The following is a 20,591-nucleotide window of genomic DNA, read 5'->3' on the forward strand; positions in this document are numbered from 1 at the left end:
GAGTGCGAATGGAAAATAGGCTTTTCGGAACGGACGGGTTGCGCGGCCGGGTCAACGACTACCCCATGACCCCGGAAATCGTCATGCGCCTGGGCTTGGCCGCCGGCGAGGTGCTGCGCGACGGCGGGCGCCGCCACAAGGTGCTCATCGGCAAGGACACGCGCCTTTCCGGCTACATCTACGAATACGCGCTCACCTCCGGATTTTGCGCCGCCGGCATGGACGTCATCCTGGTCGGGCCGCTGCCCACCCCGGCCATCTCGTTTCTCACCCGCGACATGCGCGTGGACGTGGGCGTGGTCATCTCCGCCTCCCACAACCCCTTCACGGACAACGGCATCAAATTTTTCGACCACCAGGGCTTCAAGCTCCCCGACGCCGTGGAGGCGCAAATCGCCGCCCTGGTCGAGGGCTGCGGCCGCAACTGGAACCTGCCCGCCCCCGAGGCCGTGGGCCGGGCCTCCAAGATCCAGGACAGCACCGGCCGCTACATCGTTTTCCTGAAGAATTCCGTGCCCCTGGACGTCAATTTCGAGGGCCTGACCGTGGCCCTGGACTGCGCCAACGGGGCGGCCTTCCGCGTGGCGCCCCTGGTCTTCGAGGAGCTCGGGGCCAGGGTCCACAAGATCGGCGTGGACCCCGACGGCACCAACATCAATCGGGGCGTGGGCTCGCTGTATCCCGAACTGGTGGCCCAAAAGGTCGTGGAGACCGGGGCCGACATCGGCATCGCCCTGGACGGCGACGCCGACCGGGTCATCGTGTCCGACGAAAAGGGCCGCATCCTCGACGGCGACCAGATCATGGCCATCTGCGCCCTGGACCTCCTGGAGCAGGGCAAGCTGCCCGGCAATTTGCTCGTGGCCACGGTCATGAGCAACATGGCCCTGGAGGTCTTCATGAACAGCCACGGCGGCAGCCTTGTGCGCACGCCCGTGGGCGACCGCTACGTGGTCGAGGCCATGCGGGCCAAGGGGGCGGTGCTCGGCGGCGAGCAGTCCGGCCACCTGATCTTCCTCGATCACAGCACCACCGGCGACGGCACCCTGGCCGCCCTGCAGCTCATGCGCATCATGGTCCGGCGGGGCAAGCCCCTGTCCGAACTGGCCACGCTGCTGGCGCCGTTTCCCCAGAAACTCGTCAACGTGCCCGTGGCCCGCAAGATCCCCTTTCGCGAGGCCCCGGCCATCGAACGGGCCACGGCCGAGGCCGAACGGCAATTGGCCGGGCGGGGCAGGGTGCTGCTGCGCTATTCCGGCACCGAATCCCTGGCCCGGGTCATGGTCGAGGCCGAGGACCCGAGCCTGGTCGAGAGCCTGTGCGCGAGCCTGGCCGAGACCGTGGCCACGGCCCTGCGCTAGGGCCGGCGGGGCGCGCGAAACGCCTTTTGGTGCTGGACTTGTTTGTGCAAAGGTTTTAAAGTCCATTGTTGTTGCGGGGAACCGCTTGAACCGGGTGAACCGGTGTCGACGGGAAGGTCAGCTGCGGACGGCCGGGACGAACGGGCGCGGTCCGCCCAGGCCGTAATCATATTCGGGCAGCGCGCATTCAAGGAGAAGAACATGGAAATCAAGAAGGTGGTCATTCCCGTCGCCGGATGGGGTACCCGGTCCTTGCCGGCCACGAAGAACATCCCCAAGGAAATGCTGCCCGTCTACAATAAACCCGTCGTCCAGTACGTGGTCGAGGAAGCCCAATCCTCCGGGTTGCAGGATGTCGTCTTCGTCACCAACCGCAACAAGACCATCATCGAAGACCACTTCGACTACAACCTGACGCTCGAGGACCTGCTGGAACGCACCGGCAAGAAAGACATGCTCAAGATGGTCCGCGAAGTCGCCGAGATGGTCAACATCATTTCCGTGCGCCAGAAAAAGCAGCTCGGCCTGGGCCATGCCGTCCTGTGCGCCCGCGAGGTCTGCAAGAACGACCCCTTCGCCGTCATGGTCGGCGACGACCTCATGTTCAGCATGGAGCCCGGCATCAAGCAGCTGCTCACCGTGGCCATGACCGAGCACATGCCCGTCATCGGCGTCATGGAAGTGCCGCCGCAGATGGTGTCGCGCTACGGCATCATCGACGGCGAGGAGTTCGCCCCGGGCATGTACCGGGTGCGCAACCTGGTGGAGAAACCCAAGGTCAACGAGGCCCCGTCGCGCCTGGCCATCGTCGGCCGCTACGTCCTTTTCCCGGACATCTTCTACCACCTGGAAAAGGTCACCCCGGGCCACGGCGGCGAGATCCAGCTGACCGATGCCTTGAAGGGCCTGGCCGGCAACAACCGGCTGCTGGCCGTCAAGATCCAGGGCCAGCGTTTCGATGCCGGCGACTGGGTGGACTACCTCACGGCCAACATCTATTTCGCCCTGCACGACGAGACGCTGCGCGAGTCCCTGGTGCCGCGCCTGCGCGAGTTGCTGCCCTTTGGGGAATAGCCCGGAGAGCGGGCCCGTGGCCCCGCCCAACCATACCCGCATTCGCCCGGGGGGGACTCCTCCCGGGCGATTTGTCGTTGCGCCATGAACCAGGCCCTGGCCGTCGCCCTGACCGCGCCTCCCTATGCCGTCCTGACCTACGCCTTGCCGCCGGGGTTTGCCCCGGGCGAGCTGCCCGTGGGGCTGTGCCTGCTCGTGCCCATGGGCAAAACCATCCGGGCCGGGGTGGTCTGGGAGGCCGGGGTGGCGCCGCCCGAGGGCGTGGCCCTGCGGCCGGCCCTGTTTCCCCTGGAGCGCCGGCCCGCCTGCGACGCCGGCTACCTGGACCTGGTACGCAACCTGGCCAGCCGCCACCTTTCCCCGCCCGGGCGCATCCTCGGGGCGCTGTTGCCGCGCGGCATGCGCACGGCCCAGGTGGAATTCGTCCTGGCCGAGGCGGGGCTGGAAAAGCGCCTGACCGCCAAGGGCCTGTCCCGCCTCGACCCCGAGGCGCTGGCCGGCCTGGCGACGGCCTGGCGCGACGGCCGCCTGCGCTGCCGCCTGGCCGGCGAGGCGGCCGACCCCCTGTGCCGCCTCGCCGCCGATCCGCCCTGGCCGGTGCGCCCGGGGGCGGCCCGGCAACGGACACTGCTCGACACCCTGTGCGACGCCGGCCCCATGCCCCTGTCCGAGCTCAAAAAAAGGCTCGGTGACGGCACCGTGCCCATTCTGCGCCGCCTGGTCGCCCTGGGCCTAGTGCGCCTGGATGCCGGCGAGGCGGCCGGGGAAGGGGAGGGCGCGGCGGCCCTGGCGCCAGAGACCACCGGTCGCGGGCTTGCCGCCCTGCCGCCCGTAACCGACGAACAGCGGGCCGCCCTCGAGAGCCTGCTGCCGGTCCTCGACGCGCCGGACGGGGCGGCCCGGCTCGTTTTCGGCGTCACCGGCAGCGGCAAGACGCGCCTGTACATGGAGCTGGCGGCCGCGGCCCTGGCCCGGGGCCGGCGCGTGCTCCTGCTGGCCCCGGAAGTGGCCCTGGCCGCCCGGTTGCACCGGGCCGCCGAGCAGGCCTTCCCCGGCCGGCCGGTGCTGCTCTACCATGGCTACCAGCCGCCGCCGGTGCGCGAAGCGGCCTTTCGCCGGGCGGCCGGCCCGGACGCGCCCCTGCTTGTTTGCGGCACCCGCTCGGCCCTGCTGCTGCCGCTTCGCGACATCGGGCTCATCGTCCTCGACGAGGAGCACGACGGCGCCTTCAAGCAGGAGGACCGGCTGCCCTACCAGGCCAAGGAAGTGGCCTTTTTCCGGGCCAGGCAGTCCGGGGCGCTGCTGGTGCTCGGTTCGGCCACCCCGGACGTCAAGACCTTCCAGGCCGCCCGGGAAGGCCATGTGCCCATGGTCCGGCTCGCCCACCGGGTGGGTGCCGGCGGCATGCCGACGGTGGAACTCGTCGACATGCGGGCGGCCCCCAAGCTCACGGCCGTGCCGGCCGCCGGCGAGAGCGGCGACCGCACGGGCGTTTTGACCGACCTGGCCGCCGCCGCCTTGGCCGAGGTCGTGGCCCGGGGCGAGCAGGCCATGATCCTGCTCAACCGCCGGGGCTACGCGCCGCTTTTGTTCTGCCTCGACTGCGAAACCCCGGTGCGCTGCCCGCACTGCGAGCTGTCGCTGACCTACCACAAGGACCGGGAGCGGCTGGTGTGCCACTACTGCGGCCACGCCCGGGCCCATCCCTCGCCCTGTCCGGCCTGCGGCGGCACGCGCTTTTTGCCCATGGGCGTGGGGGCGGAGATGCTCGAGGAGCAGCTTGGCGGGATACTCCCGGCCGGCGCCGCCGTGGCCAGGCTCGACCGCGACATCGCCCGGCGCCCGGAGCGCGCCGAGGCCATTCTGGCCGATTTCGCCGCGGGCCGGGCCCAGGTGCTGGTCGGCACCCAGATGCTCTCCAAGGGCCACCATTTCCCGGAGGTGACCCTGGTCGTGGCCGCCGACGCCGACCTCGGCCGGGCCTTGCCCGATTACCGGGCCTCGGAGCGGACCTTCCAACTGCTGACCCAGCTTTCCGGCCGGGCCGGCCGGGGCGGGCGCCCGGGGCGGGTGCTCATCCAGACCCGAACCCCGCAGGACCCGTTTTTCCGCCATGTCGTGACCGGCGATTTCGAGGGATTTTTCGAGCAGGAGCTTTCCCGCCGGCGTCGCTTGTGTTATCCGCCATTTACGAGGCTCGGCCTGGCGCGGCTGAGCTTTCCCCGGGATTTCGAGGCCGGGTTCGCTGCCGCGACAGCCGTGGGCCAGGCCATGCGTCAGGCCGCCGCGCCGCTGCAGGTCCGTGTGCTCGGGCCGGCCCCGGCGCCCCTGGCCCTGGTGGCTGGCCGGCGGCGGCTGCATTGCCTGCTTAAGGCCGAGGATTGGCCGAGCCTGCGCCGGGTGTTCGCCGCCGGCCGGCAGGCCTTGCCCGCTCCGGACAAGGTCCGGTTGACCCTGGATCTCGATCCGGTGGACATGCTCTGACACAAGCCTTCGGGAGGTCCCTGTGACGGCAGCCTGCGCCCATGACGAAGCGGCGCTTTTGCGCCTGGTGGAAACGACCCTGGAAAACCGCCGCCGGGCGGGCCTGGACGGGCTGGTCGGCGATCTGGCCGCGGTGGTCGTCAATGTCGCCCCGACGGATGTCCTGCCCGCCGCCCGGGAGCTCATTGCGACCACGGCCTTGGAAGCGGTGGCGGCCCTGGAAGATCCCCTTGCCGCCGACGGCGGGCCGTGCCTGCTCCTGCGCGACGGCTTGGGCGCGGACTTCCTGGTCAAAAGCCGGCCCCGGGGGGCCAATCCCTTCGCCCCCTACAACACCGGGGCCAAAACCGGCCCCGACGCACCGGCGCGCCTGGAGACCTTCGTTTTCGTCTGCCAGGACGTGCGCGCCTATTGGCGCCTGCAGCGTGAGCGCGGCGTGGCCTTCCTCACCGAGGCGCCGCTGGAAACCGACACCTTCGCCTTCATCCAGACCGTGCCTTCCGTTCACACCGGCAATTCCCTGGGCTGCATCCAGTGGAAACGCCGCCCCGGCGCCTTTACCCACGGGGCGAGCCGCACCCTGGACCTGCCCCTGCCGGCCAAGCCCGCCGAGGCCTGGCTGGGCCGGATCAAGGGCCTCGACCACGTGGCCACCCGGGTGCGGGCCGGGGACCGCAATGCCGCCATCGCCGAATTCCTGGTCCTGACCAATTACCGGTTCGATTTCGCCGTGTACGTGGAGTCCCTCAACTCCATCACCAGCGTGGCCCGCCTCGGCCCCGGCGACTACGCCCAGGTGTTCACCTCGGGCATCGTGCCCCTGACGGCCGGGGATGCGGCCACGGCCGGGCCCACCGAGGGGTTCATCGCCAACTACGGCGTGCGGCCCCACCACGCGGCCTTCGCCGTCTCGGGCATCGAGGAAGCTGTGGCCGGCCTGGCCGGGACGGGCCTGGGGTTTTTGTCGGACCTGGTCGGCTCGCCCGAAGAGGGGCTCAAGCAGATCTTTTCCGCCATGTCGCCGACGACCCTGCTGGTCAACGAATACATTGAGCGTTACGATGGATTCGACGGCTTTTTCACCAAAAGCAACGTGACGCATCTGACCAGGGCCACGGAAAAACAGTGACCGCGATGGCCGCCCCCGAAGGCCGTGGTTGGGCCATGCCCCTCGGGACGGGCCGGCGGCCGGGCAAAGGCAGGCGACGATGACACTTCCGCCCTCCAGGGAGCAGTACGGACGCATCAGCCTCAGTCCCCTCCGGATCGTCCTGGCCTATGTGGTGGCCGGCTTCTTGTGGATCCTTTTCTCCGATCGGTTGGCCGATGTGCTGTTCCGGGGCAATCCGGACCTGCTGCTGTGGGTCTCGTCGCTCAAGGGCTTTGCCTTTGTCCTCGTCACGGGCGGCCTGCTCCATCTGCTGCTGCACCGGCACCTGCTGGCCTACCGTCGCAAGGAGCTCGAGCTGGGGGAAAGTAGGCGCCGGTATCAACTCGTCGTGGAAAACGCCCCGGACGCCATCTTGATTCACGACGCCAGCCGCTTCGTCTTCGCCAACGAAGAGGCGGCCAGGCTTTTCGGCGCGGCCTCGGCCGAGGACATCATCGGCCGGCCGGTCATGGATTTCGTGCATCCGGACTCCCGGGAGGCCGTGGCCGGGCGCATGGAACGGACCATGGCCCGAAAACAGGTCGCCCGGCTGCGCGAGCAGCGCTACCAGCGCCTGGACGGCTCGCCCATCGAGGTGGAGGTGTCGGGTGTGCCGTTTGCCCTGGGGAGCGGGCCGGGGGGGCTGATTTTCGTGCGCGACATCGGCAACCGCCTGCGCGCGGAACGGCATCTGCGCGAAAGCGAGGCCAAGTACCGGCTGTTGGCCGACAACGCCCATGACCTCATTTTCATCCTCGACGCCGCCTTCCGTCCGACCTTCGTCAGCCCCTCGGTGCGCCGGTTGCGCGGCATCAGCGTGGAAGAGGCCATGACCGAGACGTTTGAAGACATGATGACGCCGGAATCGGCGGCCAAGGCCTGGGAACAGGCCGCCCAGATCCGCAACGGCGGGCCGGCCCACCACGTCGTCCAGCGCCTGGAACTGGAGGCGCGCCACAAGGACGGCGGCACGGTCTGGATAGAATCGGTCGTGCGGCCGCTGTTCGACGCCTCGGGAACCTTCACGGGCGTGCTGGGCGTTGGCCGCGACATCACCGAACGGCGCCGCATCGAGGAGGACCTGCGGCGGTCCAGGGAATTTTTACGGATGATCCTGGAGACGATTCCGGACCCCGTCTTCGTCAAGGACAGCGATCACCGCTTCGTCACGGTCAACGGCGCCCTGTGCGCCATGCTGGGCCAGCCCGCCGCCGCCATCATCGGCAAGGCCGACAAGGATTTCGTCCCGGCCGAGGAGGCCGAGGTCTTCATCGCCCGCGACCGGCTCGTGCTGGAGACCGGCAAGGACGACATCTACGAGGAGGGGATGACGGACCAACTGGGCGTCAAGCACATTTTCGTGACGCGAAAGGGCCTTTTCGTCGATGCCTCCGGGGCGCGCTTCATCGTCGGCGTCATCCGCGACGTCACCGAGGACAAGGCCAAGGAGCAGCGGCTGCGCGATTCGCTCCTGGAAAAGGAAGTGCTGCTCAAGGAAGTGCACCACCGGGTCAAAAACAACCTGCAAGTCATCTCGAGCCTGCTGTACCTGCAAAAGGACACCATCGAGGATCCGGCCGTCCAGATTATTTTCGAGGAAAGCCGTAACCGGATCAGCTCCATGGCGCTCATCCACGAGGAGCTCTACCGCTCCGGCGACCTGGCCCGGGTGGACCTCAAGGAGTACCTGGAGCGGCTCACGCCCAAGCTCATCCAGTCCCTGCGCGGTGAGCGCACCATCGGTTTCGCCCTGGAGCTCGAGGAATGCCGTGTGCCCGTGGACAAGGCCATCCCCTTTGGCCTGATCGTCAACGAACTGGTGACCAACGCTGTCAAGCACGCCTTCACCGGGCGCGCTTCGGGAAACGTCCGGGTGGCCGTGACCCGCGAGGCGGACCTGGTGCGGGCCGTCGTGGAGGACGACGGCGTGGGCCTTGGCGACGACTTTCATCCCGATACCGTGAAATCGCTGGGCATGCAGCTCGTGGTCCAGCTCACGCGCCAGTTGCGCGGTGCCCTGTCCTTCGGTTCCAGCACGGCCGGGACGGTCTTCCGCCTGTCCTTCCCCTTGCAGGATGCGGCCGGCGAGCCGCTTCGGCCTTAGGGCCGCGGCCTGGCCCGGCGCGCCGGCGCGGCCGCCTGGTTTGGCGCGTTCCGGGCGCTTCGTGGCACCAGGTCATCCGGAGGCCGGGGTTGGCGGTGGGACGGTCAAGGGCTCGGGCGCTTCCCCAGCAACGATCACAATATGCTTTTCAAGGACGCGGCATTAGCGGGATTTGGCGGCGTAGAGGGCGGCGACGCGGGCGGCCAGGCTGGTTTGGCGCAGCGGACGCAGCGCGGCCGGGTCCTGCGCGGCCGGGCGGGCTGTTTCCTCGGGCGCCGGGCCGGCCGCCGGGCCGGCGGCGTCGCAGGCCAGGGAGGCCGGCCCCGCCAGCCGAAACGGCGAGGCGAAACGGTGGCCGCAGACCGGGCAGGCCATGAGCATGCCGCCGATCTCGCCGGGGAAGCGCAACGCCTGGCCGCAAGCGGGACAGGTGCGCACAGGGCCTTCGGACATGGCGTCCTCCTGGGACAAGGCGTATGAGGGTTTTGCAAAAATAATACGAGCTACAGAATTAACACATTCCAACGGGCATGAGTGCTCATTTTTAAACACTAATGTGTTTTAATGCTGTCGTGTTTCTATTTTGCACATAATTCAGAAACGAATATCCTGATTTATGAGTATCAAAATCATATTGTTGCTATACTGTCAACAAACGAATCAATTGATCTGCTGTCAACGCAAGGATGCCAAACATAAGATGAGCAAAGACCTTAGGTCCACCGCGAACCATAAGACTTCTTCCGCCAAAATCATCTTTAAGACGGCTGTTAACACGTTCAGAATTAGTTCTTTCTCTGTATCGAATGCTAGTTGCTGGCTCCATTTCTTTTTTTATTCCATTGCGTCTTTTGTTAAAATCAATAATCGGAACGTGCCCCAATGAACGACTAAAGTCGCGAATTGTTTTGGAATCGTACGCTGAATCCATCAAGTCATAGAGACTTATTACTCGTTCAGCGGACATTTTTGCCAACGGTATGGCTGCCTGACTATCGTGTAGTGAAGCAGAAGTAAGTATACAACTGATAGGAATTTGACCATCCGCCGAATCAATATGTAATTTATATCCAATCCATCGACGAAAATGCCCCTTACTGCTAGATTTAGCACCGATATCACATGCCATAGGAAGAGTCATTCTGGCTTCGTCGCTAGTCATTTCTATCTGTCGCTCAAGTAGCTTCTTTGTCTTTGGCTTTGTCTTGCTATTAATCGGCCGCCCCCTGCGGCGGCGTTTTTTGGGTTTGGGCGGATTCATTTTTTTAGTTGGTTTTTCTCTGGCGTTAATTTCTGTCGAATCACGACTAATATGCCCAATCAATCGTTCGCTACAATGTAGCCTGACAAGTCTTTCATGGGCATTTTGAGGCAAACCTTTTAAAGAGAATTCTGAAAATGCACGACTAAATACAGATTCATGCGGAATAGTTTTGTGTTCTTCAAAACCGCAAATCCGTCTAAGACTTGGCATCAATTGCAACGCTTCAACGAGAGCCCTTGTGTTAGGAAAATTTAAAACAGCTTTCGCAATAAACGCTCTGGCAATAGCTGCGCGACTATATGATGGCCTACCTCTTCCGAATCGAGGCAAATCCGAAATATGATCTTCTATGCGAACCAACTCAATAATCTCAACGAGTCTTTTCTGCTTATCTGTCAAAGAACCAAACTTTTCTTCTAAACATGGAATCAAAGAACCTTGTATGGCACCGAGGATGCGTGATAGGAGTCTCATGGAAGCTGGCTCGTGTGGTTTTAGTTTAGGTTTGTGGTGAACTCAAACTACCACATAACCAGCTTCCGTTCTACTCCTATCCATACGGTTTTGCAGGATTATTTAGCAAAACCGATTTTTGCAAAACCCTCGTATTGCAAGAGAAGTACCTGAAAGCCCGGCCTTGGTTACACGGTGGGGCACGGTGGGAGCTTGCGTGGAACACATCGCGTTCGAGGATTTTTTGCAGGTGGACATGCGCGTGGGGCGCATCCTGGCGGCCGAGCCGCTGGTAGCGTCCACGGAGGTGGTGTAAATTCTGAAGTCGTCCAGGCCGGGGGAGAGCCTCCGGCCCGGACGGAATGGGCGAGGTGGCCATCGGGTCAATTGGCTGTAAGGTGAAGTTACGACGCCGCACCTGCAACCAAAGGAGACCACGATGGCCGAGGACAGCATGGCATTAATCGAGCTGATGCAAAAGGCCGACGGCGGCGATTTTCTCCGCTCCCTGGCGGAAGCCGTCCTGCAGCTTCTCATGGAAGCCGATGTGGACGGCCTCATCGGGGCCAGCCGCCACGAGCGAAGCCCCGAGCGAGTCAGCTACCGCAACGGCTACCGTGACCGCAGCCTTGATACCCGCATCGGCTCCTTGCAACTGCGCATCCCCAAGCTGCGCCAGGGCAGCTACTTTCCGCCCTTCCTGGAGCCACGCAAGACCAGCGAACGCGCCTTGGTGGCCGTCATCCAGGAAGCCTGGATCGGCGGCATCTCCACGCGGCGCGTGGATGATCTGGTCCAGGCCATGGGCCTTTCCGGCATCTCCAAGTCCCAGGTGTCCAAGCTGTGCAAGGACATTGATGAACGGGTCCATGCCTTTCTTTCTCGGCCGCTGACCGGCGAATGGCCCTATTTGTGGCTGGACGCAACCTACCTCAAGCAGCGCGAAGGCGGCCGGGTGGTCAGCGTCGCCGCCATAATCGCCGTGGCGGCGAACACCGAAGGCCGCAGAGAAATCGTGGGACTGCACATCGGCCCCAGCGAGGCCGAGCCGTTCTGGTCTTTTTTCCTCAAAAGCCTTCTTCGTCGGGGACTTGGCGGCGTGAGGCTTGTCGTCTCCGACGCCCATGAAGGCCTCAAGGCCGCCATGGCCAAGACGTTCGGGGCCACGTGGCAACGCTGCCGGGTCCACTGGATGCGAAACGCCTTGGCCCGGGTTCCCAAGTCCCAGCACGCCATGGTCTCGGCCGCCCTGCGCCAGGCCTTTTTACAGCCGGATGCGGCCAACGCCAGCCAGACCTGGCGGCATGTCGCCGATCAGCTTCGTGGAAAATGGCCACGGCTCGCCAGCTTCATGGATGAAACCGAGCACGACGTGCTGGCCTACATGACCTTCCCGGCGCAGCATCGGGTCAAGCTGCACAGCACCAATCCGCTGGAAAGGCTCAATAAAGAAGTGAAGCGGCGGGCGGACGTAGTCGGCATCTTCCCCAACGAACAGTCCATCATCCGGCTCATCGGGGCCATCTTACTGGAGCAAAACGACGAGTGGCAGCTGCAAAGCCGCTACATGCAGGTCGAGGCCATGGCCGAACTCAACACCCAACCAAACGAGGCGCAGCCAGCCCAAATTCCACCAAGAGCAGCCTGACCGAGGGCCACCTCAAGCACACCAGAATTTACACCACGTTGACGGACGTGACCGAGCCGCTGGCCAAGGCCAGGCTGCCGGCCTACAAGCTGACCATCGATTTCGGCGCACTCGGCCACAAACAGTCCAGCGCCCGGGTCACGGACCTGTATCAGGCCGAGGGGCTTGTCGGGCGGCTGGTGGTGGCGGTGGTCAATTTCGCGCCCAGGCGCATCGCCGGTTTCGTGTCCGAAGTGTTGGTGCTGGGGGCGCAAACGGACGGCGGCGTGGTGCTCCTTGGCCCCGAACGCGCGGTGTCCCCGGGGGAGCGGATTTTTTGACGGGCCGCGCGGGCGCATGCGTCAAGGATACGTCCCGGCGCGCCCCTGTGAACATACAGTCTTTTCATGTCCCTCGCGGTCGCAGGGGGCCTGCGGGCGGGCGCGGCCTCACGGCCCGGGCGGAAAACCGCCGTCGCCCGGCACGGGCAGGTCCAGGCGCGGGGCCAGGGTCTGGGGCAGCCAGGTCCGCAGAAAGGCCAGGACCGCGTCGCGGCAGGCCTCGACGGACAGGTGTTCGGCGTCGAGCAGGCATTCCGCCGCCGGGTCCTCCTCGAAGGGCACGTCCACGCCGATGACCTGGCCCAGGCCCGGAAAATCCCGGCCGGTGGTCTTGCGCAGCATGGCCTTGGCATACAGCCCGGCCATGACCAGGCCCTCGGGCCGGGCCGCCTCCCGGGCCATGGCCGTGGCCAGGGAACAGCGCACGTGGATTTCGGCGAAACGGGGCAAAAGCCGCCTGGCATAGTCCCGCATGGCCCGCTTGGGCGCCGAGGCGTCCAGGAGGAGGAGGTCGTAGGTGTCGTCGCGGGCGACCTTGGCCGCCTCCTCGGCGAAAAGCCGGTAGGCTGCGGCGCGTTCCGCCTCGGAGTAGTCGGGATTGGGGAAATACGCCTTGCGCCGGGCGTCGAGTTCCAGGCGCAGGGCCCGCAGGCCGCCAAGGGCCAGGGTTTTTTCCACGGCCCGGGCCACGGCGCTTTTGCCCGAGCCGGGCAGGCCCGTAAACCACAGCGCTGCCGTCGTATTCATCGCAGGTACCGGTTGAAGTCCTGGCAGTCGAACCGGCCGTCTTCCAGCACGTTGCCCAGAAAGCGCAGCAGCGCCCGCCGCACCTCGGGCGGATGGCCGGGATACCACTGGGGCGAGGCGATGACCAGGCCGCGAAAGACGTAGAAGGGCGCGATGACGGAAAACAGTTCGTCGTCGCCGCTTTCGCGCAGATAGGCCTCGAAAAAGGTCAGGAACAGGCGCTCGAAATCCCCGGTCAGGCGCGGTTCGCTATACAGGCCAAACAGCACGTAATTGAGGCTCATGGTGGCCACGTCGTCGGCCGGCTCGCCCCATTCGCCCCGGCTGCGGTCGAGGACGGCGAAATCGCGCGCGTTGCCGTCCTCCTGGATCAGCACGTTCCAGGGATGGAAATCGCCGTGGACCTCGCTTAAGCGGTGGGTGAACCCCCGCAGCTTCCAGCGCCAGTCGATGATCCGCTTTTCCAGGGCGCAGAATTGTTCCGGCGGATACCAATCGTAAGGGTGGGGGTAGGCGTCCACCAGGCCGAAGATGCACTCCGAGGCGCCGATCAGGTTGCGCACGCGGCGCAGGTACAGGTCGGCGTCGTCTTTTTTGGCGGCATGCACCCGGGCCAGCCACGCGGCAAAGGCCCGGGCCATGTCCAGGTCGCGTGGCTCCAGGCCTGTCTTTTGGATGCGCTGCAAATCGAGGTAGTAGTCGTAGCCCGGGGCCTTTTCGCTCAGGATAAAAAATTCCTTGGGTTCCTTGACCGGGACGAGCCGGTCGTCGTGGTCGAAATAGCCAAGGGCCATGGGCCGGACATGCTTTTCCATGCGCCCGCCGGCCTCGTACTGGAACATGAGGATGGCCGCCCGGTCCCAGTAGAACTGGTGGCCGTACTTGTCGCCGCGCATGATGGACAGCACGCCCCGGCGCACCTGCCCGTCCACCTTGAAATCCAGGCAGACCGGCTTGCCGTAGCCGAATTCCTTCATACCCTGGCCGTCGGCCCCCATGGCGCACACCCCGAGCATCCGGGCGGAGTCGCCAAAAGCCTCGCGCAGATACCGCTCCACGGCCTCGGGCCGCACCACAATGGGCGTTTTTTCCTCGGTCCCTTTCCGCATACCGACGCTCCTTGGCGGGGATGGACGGTGGGAATGTGGGGAGGAACCCCCCTTTTTGAAAAAAGGGGGGTTCCTCCCCACACCCCTCCTCCCCCCAAAAACTTTCAAAGGGGGGTATAGGGAGAGGATAAGCCGTGTGTGGTGACTGGGGCAAGTTGTTTCGTAAGGACACGATACTGGCGGGAGGAAGAATGCTTCCTGGAACCCTTTGCCGGTGGGCGCGACGGGGCGGGACGGCTTTGCGTCCCGCCCCGTCGCGCCCACCCGTCAAGGGGGTCCGGGGGGGATTATCCCCCCCGGCGGGGCGTGGGGCAGCGCCCCACATCTTCATGCTTCATTGCAACATCTGCTCGATGGCTGGGTCGGCGGGGTAGTGGTCGTCGAGGGTGACGACGTCGGTGCGGAAGGTCTGGCCGGGTTTCCAGGCGAAATCCGGCGCGCCGGGCAGGGTGAAGATGTCCAGGCGGTTTATGGTCTTGCCCTTGATGTAGCTGCGCGACAGGAGCGTTTTGGCGTCGGGGGAGAGGCGCGAGGTCGTGCCGGCGCTCGGGCCGCTGCCGAGCAGGACGTCCACGGCGCCGGGATGGCCGTCGAGGAAGGCCTGCTCGTCGGTCATGCCCCAGCCGCTGATGCCGATGATGACGGCCGCCTGGCCGCGCAGGGCGTGGGCCGCCCGGGCCACGGCCTCGCCGTAGGCGGCGGGCACGGGCTTTCGGATATCGGGCGAGGCCGGAAAAAAGACCAGCCCGAAGGTGGTGCCGGCCTTGCTCACGATCTGGGTTGTGGGCGTGTCGCCAAGGACCGTGAACCGGGCGGGCAGGGGCGCGCCGGCCTTTTGCAGGAAGGCGGCCTCGTCCGGGTTCAGCGCCCCGGCGTCGTAGCCCATGGCCTCGAAAGCCTTGACCAGCCCGGGCAGAGTCTTGGGGTCGGGCTTGGCTTCGGGGCCGTCGGGCAGGATCTCGAAGGGGCAGGCGATGAGGAGCAGTTTGTCCGCAAGCTGGGGCGCGGCACGTTCGGTTTTGATGAAGGCGGCCCGCCGGGCCAGCCCGCCGATGAGCTTGCCGCCTCAGGACGGGCAGGGGGCCAGGGTGCCGTAGGTGTTGCCGGTAAAAAAGACGACGGCCGCCGGATCGGCCGCCCGGGCCGGCAGGGCGGGCAGTGACAGCAGCAGCCCGACAAGGGCGGCCAGAAGGCCTGGAAAGGGAATGGACACGGCGCAAGCCTCGCGAGGTTGGATGGTCGGAACGCGGATCAGAACAGGGCTTCGATGGCCGGGTCCTGGGGAAAGGCCTCGTCCAGGGGCTGGACCTTGGCCGTGAAGTTTTCGCCGATCTTCCAGGCGAAGTCCTTGGCCGTGGGCAGGGCCAGCAGATCCAGGCGGTTTACGGTCTTGCCCTTGATATAGGCCCGGGTCCACAGGGTCTTGCCGTCCTTGGAGGTGCGCGAGGCAAAGCCCGAGCCGCCGCCGCTGCCGAGCAGCACGTCCACGGCACCGGTGCGGGTATTGATGAAGGCTTCCTCGTCCAGGGCGCCCCAGGGGCTTATCCCGACGACCAGGGCCGTCTTGCCGCGCAGTTCGGCGGCGGCCTTGGCCGTGGCGTCCATGAGCCTGTCCGGCACCGGGGCACTGATGTCCTTGGGCATGGGAAAGTAGACCAGGCCGATGGCCTTGCCACCGATGGTGAGGATCTTGCTGACCGGGGCCTGGTCGAGGACCACGGCGCCGGCGGGGGTGGCGGCCTTGTTGTCGGCCAGGACCTTCACTTCGGCCGGGGTCAGGACGAAGGCGTCGTAGGCCAGGCGCTCGTGGGCCTTGGCCACGGCCGGCAGCTTGGCCGGTTCCGGCGGCGCGGCCGCGACCTCGGGCAAAAATTCCCAGGCGCCGGCAACGGCCAGGGTCTTGCCGGCGGTGGGGGCGTTCTGGCGTAGGTCGCGCAGGAACGAGGCCCGCCGCGCCAACCCGCCGAGCATTTGGGGTCCGCAGGTGGGGCAGGGGTCGAAATAGCCGTAGGTGTTGCCGGCAAAGGCGATGGTCAGGACCGGGTCGGCGGCGAAAGCCGGGGAAACGGCCATGGCCAGGGCGGCCAGGACAGCGGCGAAAAAGAGGCGTGTTGCGGTCATGGTGGTGCTTACTTGTTGAGGTACTCCTTCAGCTCCTTGCCGGGGCGGAAGAAGGGGAGTTTTTTGGGGGCCACGGAAACCACGTCGCCGGATTTGGGGTTGCGGCCGGTGTAGCCCTTGTAGCCCTTGATCTTGAAGCTGCCAAAGCCACGGATTTCCACCCGGTCCTCGTTGATCAGGGCCTGCTTGACCGAGTCGATGAAGGCGTTGACGATGTCGGCGGCCTCGTCGATGTGCAGGTCCTTGGTTTCGGCCAGGGTCTTGATGAGTTCGCTTTTGTTCATCGCGTGGTCCTCGCGCGGTTGACGTTTTGGCCACAGCCGCAAGGCGGCGGGCGAACATTCATCCATCTATTTCATACCATTGCCGAAACAAAGCCGTCTCCGTCAAGGGTTACTTGCGCGGCCGGGGAATTTTTCCCAAAAGCGGCATGTCGGCCAGGGCCTCCTGGCGGGCCTGGCGGACGCGGTGCAGCTTCACGGCGCAGCCCAGGACGTCCTGGGCGGCCGGGCTGCGCGGGGCATGGCGCAGAAGCGGTATCTGGCGGCGCACGGCGTCGGGCAGGGCCGGATCCGAGCGCACCCCGCCGAGGAGTTCCGGGGAAAAGCCCAGGAAATGCTGGCAGGCCGCGGCCAGGCGGTTGAAGGTCGCCTTGATGTCGCCGGGCGAATCGACCTGGTTGACCAGAATGTGGAAGTCGGTCACCCCGTACTGGGTGTGGAGCACCTTGATGACGGCGTAGGAGTCGGTCAGCGAGGTCGGCTCGGGCGTGACCACGAGCACGCGCACGTGGCTCATGACGGCAACCGACAGCACGGTCTGGGAGATGCCGGCCCCCAGGTCGAGCATGAGGTAGTCGTAGTCGCCAAACGAGGCGTTGAGCTTCTGGAACAGGATCTCGCGCATGTCGTCGTCCATTTCCAGAAGTTCCGGCACGCCGCTGGCCGCCGGCAGGAAGTCGAAGCCGCCGGGCTCCACGGCCACCATGACCTCGGCCGCCCCGACCTCGGGCCGAAACAGGTCCTGGAGGTTTTTTTCCGGGGACAGGCCAAGGAGCACGTCCACGTTGGCCAGGCCCACATCGAAGTCCATCAGCAGGACGCGGTGGCCGGCCCGGAACAGGGCGTAGCTCATGTTGAGCGCCAGGTTGGTTTTTCCCACGCCTCCCTTGCCGCTTAAGATGGCCACGGACAGGGACGCCTTGGGATTGACGGCTTGGGGCATACGTCGCCTTATCCTTTGGTTAAGCCAGTGAAAAGAAATCTTTTTTCATCGGCGCGCACGAGCGTTTTCTCCGGCGGGCCGGTCAGGTCGGCGATGGGCGCGGCCACGACCCGGTCCTTGCCGGAGGCCTTTGCCTGGTACAGGGCCGCGTCGGCCAGGGCGTAGAGCTTCTCCGGGGCCATGTCCAGCTTGCCCTTGGTGATGGCCAGCCCGGCCGAGATGGTGACGCCGATGGGCGCCTCCGCGCCGTCGCAGGCGATCTTGAGCGACCGGGCCGCCTCCACGATGCGGCCGATGACCATCTCGGCCCGCACCAGGCCGACGCTTGGCAGGATCAGGGCGAATTCCTCGCCGCCGACCCGGGCCGCGTAGTCGTAGGAGCGTTTTTCGGAAAGCAGCAGCGAACCGACGGTTTCGAGCACCCGGTCGCCGCAGGGGTGGCCGTAGGTGTCGTTGACGGCCTTGAAATCGTCGAGGTCGAACAGGACCAGGGCCATGGACTGGCCGGCCCGGGTGGCGCGGACAAGCTCGGCGGCCAGGATGCGGTCGAAGGCCCCCCGGTTGTACAGGCGGGTGAGGGGGTCGTGCTCGGAGAGGAAGACGAGTTCGCGCAGGGTCTTCTGGATGCGGGCCAAAAAGGGCAGGGGGTTGGCCGAAAGGGGCAGGGCCAGCCAGTCCCGCAGTTCCTGGCGGTGGGTGAGCACCTCCCAGCCGGCCAGGTCCAGGCCCGAGCACAGGCGCAGGATGACCAGCCCCTCCCCCTCGCCGGCGCAGGCCGGGGTTTCCACCTCGGCCAGCATGCGCCGCAAGGTCGCCAGTTCGGCGAGCAGCTCCTCCTGGGAGGCGCCTGGGAACGGGGGGTTAGGTTCCATTGCCGCCCCGCAGCAGAAAGCCGCGTATGAACTTGTCCAGGTCGCCGTCGAGGACGGCCTCGACATCGCCGGCATCCACCCCGGTGCGGTGGTCCTTGACCAGGCGGTAGGGCTGCATGGTGTAGGTCCTTATCTGCGAACCGAAACCGATGGCGTTTTTGGAGTCGTAGCTTTCCTGCTTTTCGGCTTGTAGCTTTTTGAGCTCCAGGTCGTAAAGCCTGGCCTTGAGCACTTTCATGGCCGTTTCGCGGTTTCGGTGCTGGGACTTCTCGTTTTGGCACTGGACCACGATGTTGGTGGGCAGGTGGGTGATGCGGATGGCCGAGGAGGTCTTGTTGACATGCTGGCCGCCCGGGCCCGAGGCCCGGAAGACGTCCACCCGCAGGTCCTCCTCCTTGACCTCGATGTCGATGTCCACGCCCGCGTCGGGATAGACGTCCACCGAGGCGAAGGAGGTGTGGCGCCGGCCCGAGGAGTCGAAGGGCGAGATGCGAATGAGCCGGTGGATGCCTTTTTCGGCGGCGAGCAGGCCGTAGGCGTAGGGGCCGGAGACCTGCAGGGTGACGCTTTTGACGCCGGCCTCGTCGCCGGGCAGGAAGTCCAGTTCCTTGACGTCGAAGCGCTTGCGCTCGGCCCAGCGGCGGTACATGCGCAGGAGCATCTCGACCCAGTCCTGGGCCTCGGTGCCGCCGGCGCCGGGATGGATTTCCAGGATGGCGTCGGCGTTGTCCTCGGGCCCGAAAAAGGCGGCCAGTTCGGCGTCGGCCAGTGCGGCGCCCAGGGACTCGATCTGCTCGGCCAGGGCGTCGAGGATTTCCGGGCTGTCGTCGTCCTTGGCCATGGCCAGCCATTCGTCGAGGTCCTCGCGGGCGGCCAGGAGCTTCTCGCCGCCGGCGACCTTGGCGGTCAGGGCGCTTTTTTCGCGCAGCACCGGGGTCAGGCGTTCCGGGGCATCCCAGGCGCCGGGTTTGGCCAGTTCGGCCTCGATGTCGGCCAGGCGTTTGCGGCTTTGCCCCAGGTCAAAGACGCCTCCAGAACTCGTCGAATTTGGTCAGTAGCTCGGCGCCTACGGTGCGCAGTTCCGCGTATTGCAGCATGGGTGGATCGCTCGGTTATAGGGTTATGCCGCGGCCGGGTTGGCCGTGGCGGCGTTTGGGCAGGACGGCGCAGGCCAGGCAGGCCAGGGCCAGCAGTACCGGCGCCGCCCAGGTGAGCACGGCATGGTTGCGGTGGTACCAGGTCGTTTCCGACACCACCGGAACCTCCGGGCAGGGCAGGGTCAGGGTGGTGAAAAGCCCGCCCTGGGCCATGAGGCGGCCCCGGGGATCGATCACGGCGGAAATGCCCGAGTTGGTGCCCCGGATGATGGCCCGCCCCTGCTCCACGGCCCGCAGTACGGCCAGGTCGAGGTGTTGGCGCGGGGCGGCGGAATCGCCGAACCAGGAGTCGTTGGAGATGTTGACCAGGATGTTGGCCCCCGCCTCCACGCGCTGTTGCGCCAGTTCCGGAAAGATCGCTTCATAGCAGATGAGCACGCCCAGGGCAAGGCGGCCCACCCGCAAGGGCGCTTCGGATTTGCCCGGCCGGAAATCCCCCACCCCGTCCACCAGCTTGTGGATGAAGGGCAGGAATCGGCCAAGGGGCACGTACTCGCCAAACGGCACCAGGTGTTCCTTGTCGTAGGTGCCCTCCTCGCCGGTCGGGGCGAGCAGGTAGGCGCGGTTGAAAAGGACGTGGCCGCCGAGGGTGCGGCCGTAGGCCGGGGCGCCGAACAGCACCGGCGTGCCCGCCGCGGCGGCGAAATCGATCAGGCGCGCGGCCAGCGGGCCGTGGTCCTGGTAGTAGAAGGGCATGGTGGTCTCGGGCCACACCAGCAGGTCCGTGGGCGCGTCCTTTATGGCCTGGCGCGACAGGGACACGTATTTTTCCACGGTTTCGAGCTGGCTGTCGGGGTCCCATTTGCGGCTCTGGTCCACGTTGCCCTGGACGATGGTGGCGTGGATGGTGCCGTCGCGGGGCGCGCTCTGGCCGGCCCGGCCGTTGCCGAGGAAAAAAAGCGCCGCCAGCCCGGCCACGGCCACAAGCCCCTGGCGGGAAACGGGGCCGCACACCACCAGCCAGGCCAAAAGCCCGGCCAGGAGCCCGGACAGGCCGTAGGCGCCGAGGAAGGCCGCGCCCTGGATGGCCGCCGGCCAGGGCGAGAAGGCCGCGGCCAGGGTGAGCCAGGGAAAACCCGTGAAAAGCGTCCCCCGGGCCATCTCCATGACGGTCCAGGCCAGGGCGAAAAACGGGCCAAAAAGCCAGGGGGAGAGCCGCTCGGCCGCCAGGCGGGCCAGCAGGGCCAGGGCCATGGTGTACAGCCCAAGCACCAGGCCCATGAGCACGGGCGCCGGTACGGCCAACGGCCAGGCCAGGCCGCCGTAGTCGTGCAGGGGCAGGGCCGTCCAGTAGAGGCTGGCGCAGGCCGCGGCGGCGCCGACCCAATAGCCGGCCTTGGCCGCGGCTGTGGCCGAAGGGGCGCGCGCGGCGGCGAAAGCCAGGCCGGCCGGCAGGGCCAGGGCCAGAAGGGGCAGGCGGTACAGCGGGTTGGCAAAGCCGAGCCAACTCCCGAGCACGGCCAGGATGCATGCTGTTGTCACGGTGGTCTGTCGGGGGTGCCT

18 protein-coding genes are annotated in these 20,591 nt (G+C 66.1%); 7 read left to right on the plus strand and 11 right to left on the minus strand.

Annotation, left to right across the window (positions count from 1 at the left end; genetic code table 11):
* The first annotated feature begins 8 nt into the window (after positions 1–8).
* The 5 genes from glmM to ACP59X_RS09210 all read left to right on the plus strand — a co-directional run bounded on the left by glmM (position 9) and on the right by ACP59X_RS09210 (position 8,173).
* On the plus strand, positions 9–1,361 hold the full coding sequence (glmM, locus tag ACP59X_RS09190; RefSeq protein WP_428568283.1) for a phosphoglucosamine mutase: 1,353 nt from the start codon (positions 9–11) through the stop codon (positions 1,359–1,361).
* A 201-nt stretch (positions 1,362–1,562) separates the two neighbouring features.
* Entirely contained in the window at positions 1,563–2,435 is an 873-nt protein-coding gene (gene galU / locus ACP59X_RS09195; RefSeq protein ID WP_428568286.1) for a UTP--glucose-1-phosphate uridylyltransferase GalU, read from the plus strand.
* An 84-nt stretch (positions 2,436–2,519) separates the two neighbouring features.
* Positions 2,520–4,919, plus strand: coding sequence for a replication restart helicase PriA (gene priA / locus ACP59X_RS09200; RefSeq protein ID WP_428568289.1), 2,400 nt, complete (start codon positions 2,520–2,522; stop codon positions 4,917–4,919).
* Between the two features lie 22 nt (positions 4,920–4,941).
* On the plus strand, positions 4,942–6,048 hold the full coding sequence (locus ACP59X_RS09205; protein WP_428568292.1) for a hypothetical protein: 1,107 nt from the start codon (positions 4,942–4,944) through the stop codon (positions 6,046–6,048).
* Positions 6,049–6,127: 79 nt separating this feature from the next.
* Positions 6,128–8,173: a PAS domain S-box protein gene (locus tag ACP59X_RS09210; RefSeq protein ID WP_428568295.1), complete on the plus strand. Its 2,046-nt coding sequence runs from the start codon at positions 6,128–6,130 to the stop codon at positions 8,171–8,173.
* A 162-nt stretch (positions 8,174–8,335) separates the two neighbouring features.
* On the opposite strand, the gene ACP59X_RS09215 is transcribed toward ACP59X_RS09210, so the two are convergent.
* Positions 8,336–8,626, minus strand: coding sequence for a hypothetical protein (locus ACP59X_RS09215; RefSeq protein WP_428568299.1), 291 nt, complete (start codon positions 8,624–8,626; stop codon positions 8,336–8,338).
* 187 nt (positions 8,627–8,813) lie between these two features.
* Positions 8,814–9,911, minus strand: coding sequence for a transposase (locus tag ACP59X_RS09220; protein ID WP_428568301.1), 1,098 nt, complete (start codon positions 9,909–9,911; stop codon positions 8,814–8,816).
* Positions 9,912–10,329: 418 nt separating this feature from the next.
* On the opposite strand from ACP59X_RS09220, the gene ACP59X_RS09225 reads away from it, so the two are divergent.
* Complete coding sequence (locus ACP59X_RS09225; RefSeq protein ID WP_428558936.1) at positions 10,330–11,538, plus strand: IS256 family transposase; 1,209 nt, start codon at positions 10,330–10,332, stop codon at positions 11,536–11,538.
* Positions 11,539–11,585: 47 nt separating this feature from the next.
* Positions 11,586–11,858, plus strand: coding sequence for a tRNA-binding protein (locus tag ACP59X_RS09230; RefSeq protein WP_428568305.1), 273 nt, complete (start codon positions 11,586–11,588; stop codon positions 11,856–11,858).
* 108 nt (positions 11,859–11,966) lie between these two features.
* Here ACP59X_RS09230 and ACP59X_RS09235 read toward each other — a convergent pair whose 3' ends face one another.
* The 9 genes from ACP59X_RS09235 to lnt form a co-directional block, all read right to left on the minus strand.
* On the minus strand, positions 11,967–12,605 hold the full coding sequence (locus tag ACP59X_RS09235) for an adenylyl-sulfate kinase (protein ID WP_428568308.1): 639 nt from the start codon (positions 12,603–12,605) through the stop codon (positions 11,967–11,969).
* Complete coding sequence (locus tag ACP59X_RS09240; protein ID WP_428568313.1) at positions 12,602–13,714, minus strand: phosphotransferase family protein; 1,113 nt, start codon at positions 13,712–13,714, stop codon at positions 12,602–12,604. Before ACP59X_RS09240 ends, ACP59X_RS09235 begins: the two co-directional genes overlap by 4 nt.
* Before the next feature lie 334 nt (positions 13,715–14,048).
* Positions 14,049–14,927 (minus strand): UshA-like (seleno)protein family 2, encoded by an 879-nt coding sequence (locus tag ACP59X_RS09245; protein WP_428568316.1) that lies wholly within the window; start codon positions 14,925–14,927, stop codon positions 14,049–14,051.
* A gap of 38 nt (positions 14,928–14,965) precedes the next feature.
* Positions 14,966–15,835 carry a UshA-like (seleno)protein family 2 gene (locus ACP59X_RS09250; protein WP_428568320.1) on the minus strand — a complete coding sequence of 290 codons (870 nt, stop codon included), beginning with the start codon at positions 15,833–15,835 and terminating at the stop codon, positions 14,966–14,968.
* An 8-nt stretch (positions 15,836–15,843) separates the two neighbouring features.
* Complete coding sequence (locus ACP59X_RS09255; RefSeq protein ID WP_323429042.1) at positions 15,844–16,119, minus strand: HU family DNA-binding protein; 276 nt, start codon at positions 16,117–16,119, stop codon at positions 15,844–15,846.
* Between the two features lie 109 nt (positions 16,120–16,228).
* Positions 16,229–17,059 (minus strand): MinD/ParA family protein, encoded by an 831-nt coding sequence (locus tag ACP59X_RS09260; RefSeq protein WP_428568325.1) that lies wholly within the window; start codon positions 17,057–17,059, stop codon positions 16,229–16,231.
* An 8-nt stretch (positions 17,060–17,067) separates the two neighbouring features.
* The gene (locus tag ACP59X_RS09265; protein WP_428568330.1) at positions 17,068–17,931 is read right to left on the minus strand and encodes a GGDEF domain-containing protein; all 864 of its coding nucleotides are present in this window, start codon (positions 17,929–17,931) and stop codon (positions 17,068–17,070) included.
* A protein-coding gene (prfB, locus tag ACP59X_RS09270) for a peptide chain release factor 2 (protein WP_428568333.1) occupies positions 17,921–19,028 on the minus strand; the annotation gives its coding sequence in 2 pieces (ribosomal slippage) (positions 17,921–18,952 and positions 18,954–19,028; 1,107 coding nt in all). The genes ACP59X_RS09265 and prfB overlap by 11 nt, the downstream gene beginning before the upstream one ends.
* Before the next feature lie 15 nt (positions 19,029–19,043).
* Complete coding sequence (lnt, locus tag ACP59X_RS09275) at positions 19,044–20,570, minus strand: apolipoprotein N-acyltransferase (RefSeq protein WP_428568337.1); 1,527 nt, start codon at positions 20,568–20,570, stop codon at positions 19,044–19,046.
* Between the last annotated feature and the right edge of the window lie 21 nt (positions 20,571–20,591).

This window comes from Solidesulfovibrio sp. DCME (assembly GCF_049995385.1).
Taxonomy (GTDB): Bacteria; Desulfobacterota; Desulfovibrionia; order Desulfovibrionales; family Desulfovibrionaceae; genus Solidesulfovibrio.

Coding starts and splice junctions, on each gene's coding strand:
- glmM (WP_428568283.1), top strand. CDS start 9: ATGGAAAATAGGCTTTTCGGAACGGACGGGTTGCGCGGCCGGGTCAAC.
- galU (WP_428568286.1), top strand. CDS start 1,563: ATGGAAATCAAGAAGGTGGTCATTCCCGTCGCCGGATGGGGTACCCGG.
- priA (WP_428568289.1), top strand. CDS start 2,520: ATGAACCAGGCCCTGGCCGTCGCCCTGACCGCGCCTCCCTATGCCGTC.
- ACP59X_RS09210 (WP_428568295.1), top strand. CDS start 6,128: ATGACACTTCCGCCCTCCAGGGAGCAGTACGGACGCATCAGCCTCAGT.
- ACP59X_RS09215 (WP_428568299.1), bottom strand. CDS start 8,626: ATGTCCGAAGGCCCTGTGCGCACCTGTCCCGCTTGCGGCCAGGCGTTG.
- ACP59X_RS09220 (WP_428568301.1), bottom strand. CDS start 9,911: ATGAGACTCCTATCACGCATCCTCGGTGCCATACAAGGTTCTTTGATT.
- ACP59X_RS09225 (WP_428558936.1), top strand. CDS start 10,330: ATGGCCGAGGACAGCATGGCATTAATCGAGCTGATGCAAAAGGCCGAC.
- ACP59X_RS09235 (WP_428568308.1), bottom strand. CDS start 12,605: ATGAATACGACGGCAGCGCTGTGGTTTACGGGCCTGCCCGGCTCGGGC.
- ACP59X_RS09240 (WP_428568313.1), bottom strand. CDS start 13,714: ATGCGGAAAGGGACCGAGGAAAAAACGCCCATTGTGGTGCGGCCCGAG.
- ACP59X_RS09250 (WP_428568320.1), bottom strand. CDS start 15,835: ATGACCGCAACACGCCTCTTTTTCGCCGCTGTCCTGGCCGCCCTGGCC.
- ACP59X_RS09255 (WP_323429042.1), bottom strand. CDS start 16,119: ATGAACAAAAGCGAACTCATCAAGACCCTGGCCGAAACCAAGGACCTG.
- ACP59X_RS09260 (WP_428568325.1), bottom strand. CDS start 17,059: ATGCCCCAAGCCGTCAATCCCAAGGCGTCCCTGTCCGTGGCCATCTTA.
- ACP59X_RS09265 (WP_428568330.1), bottom strand. CDS start 17,931: ATGGAACCTAACCCCCCGTTCCCAGGCGCCTCCCAGGAGGAGCTGCTC.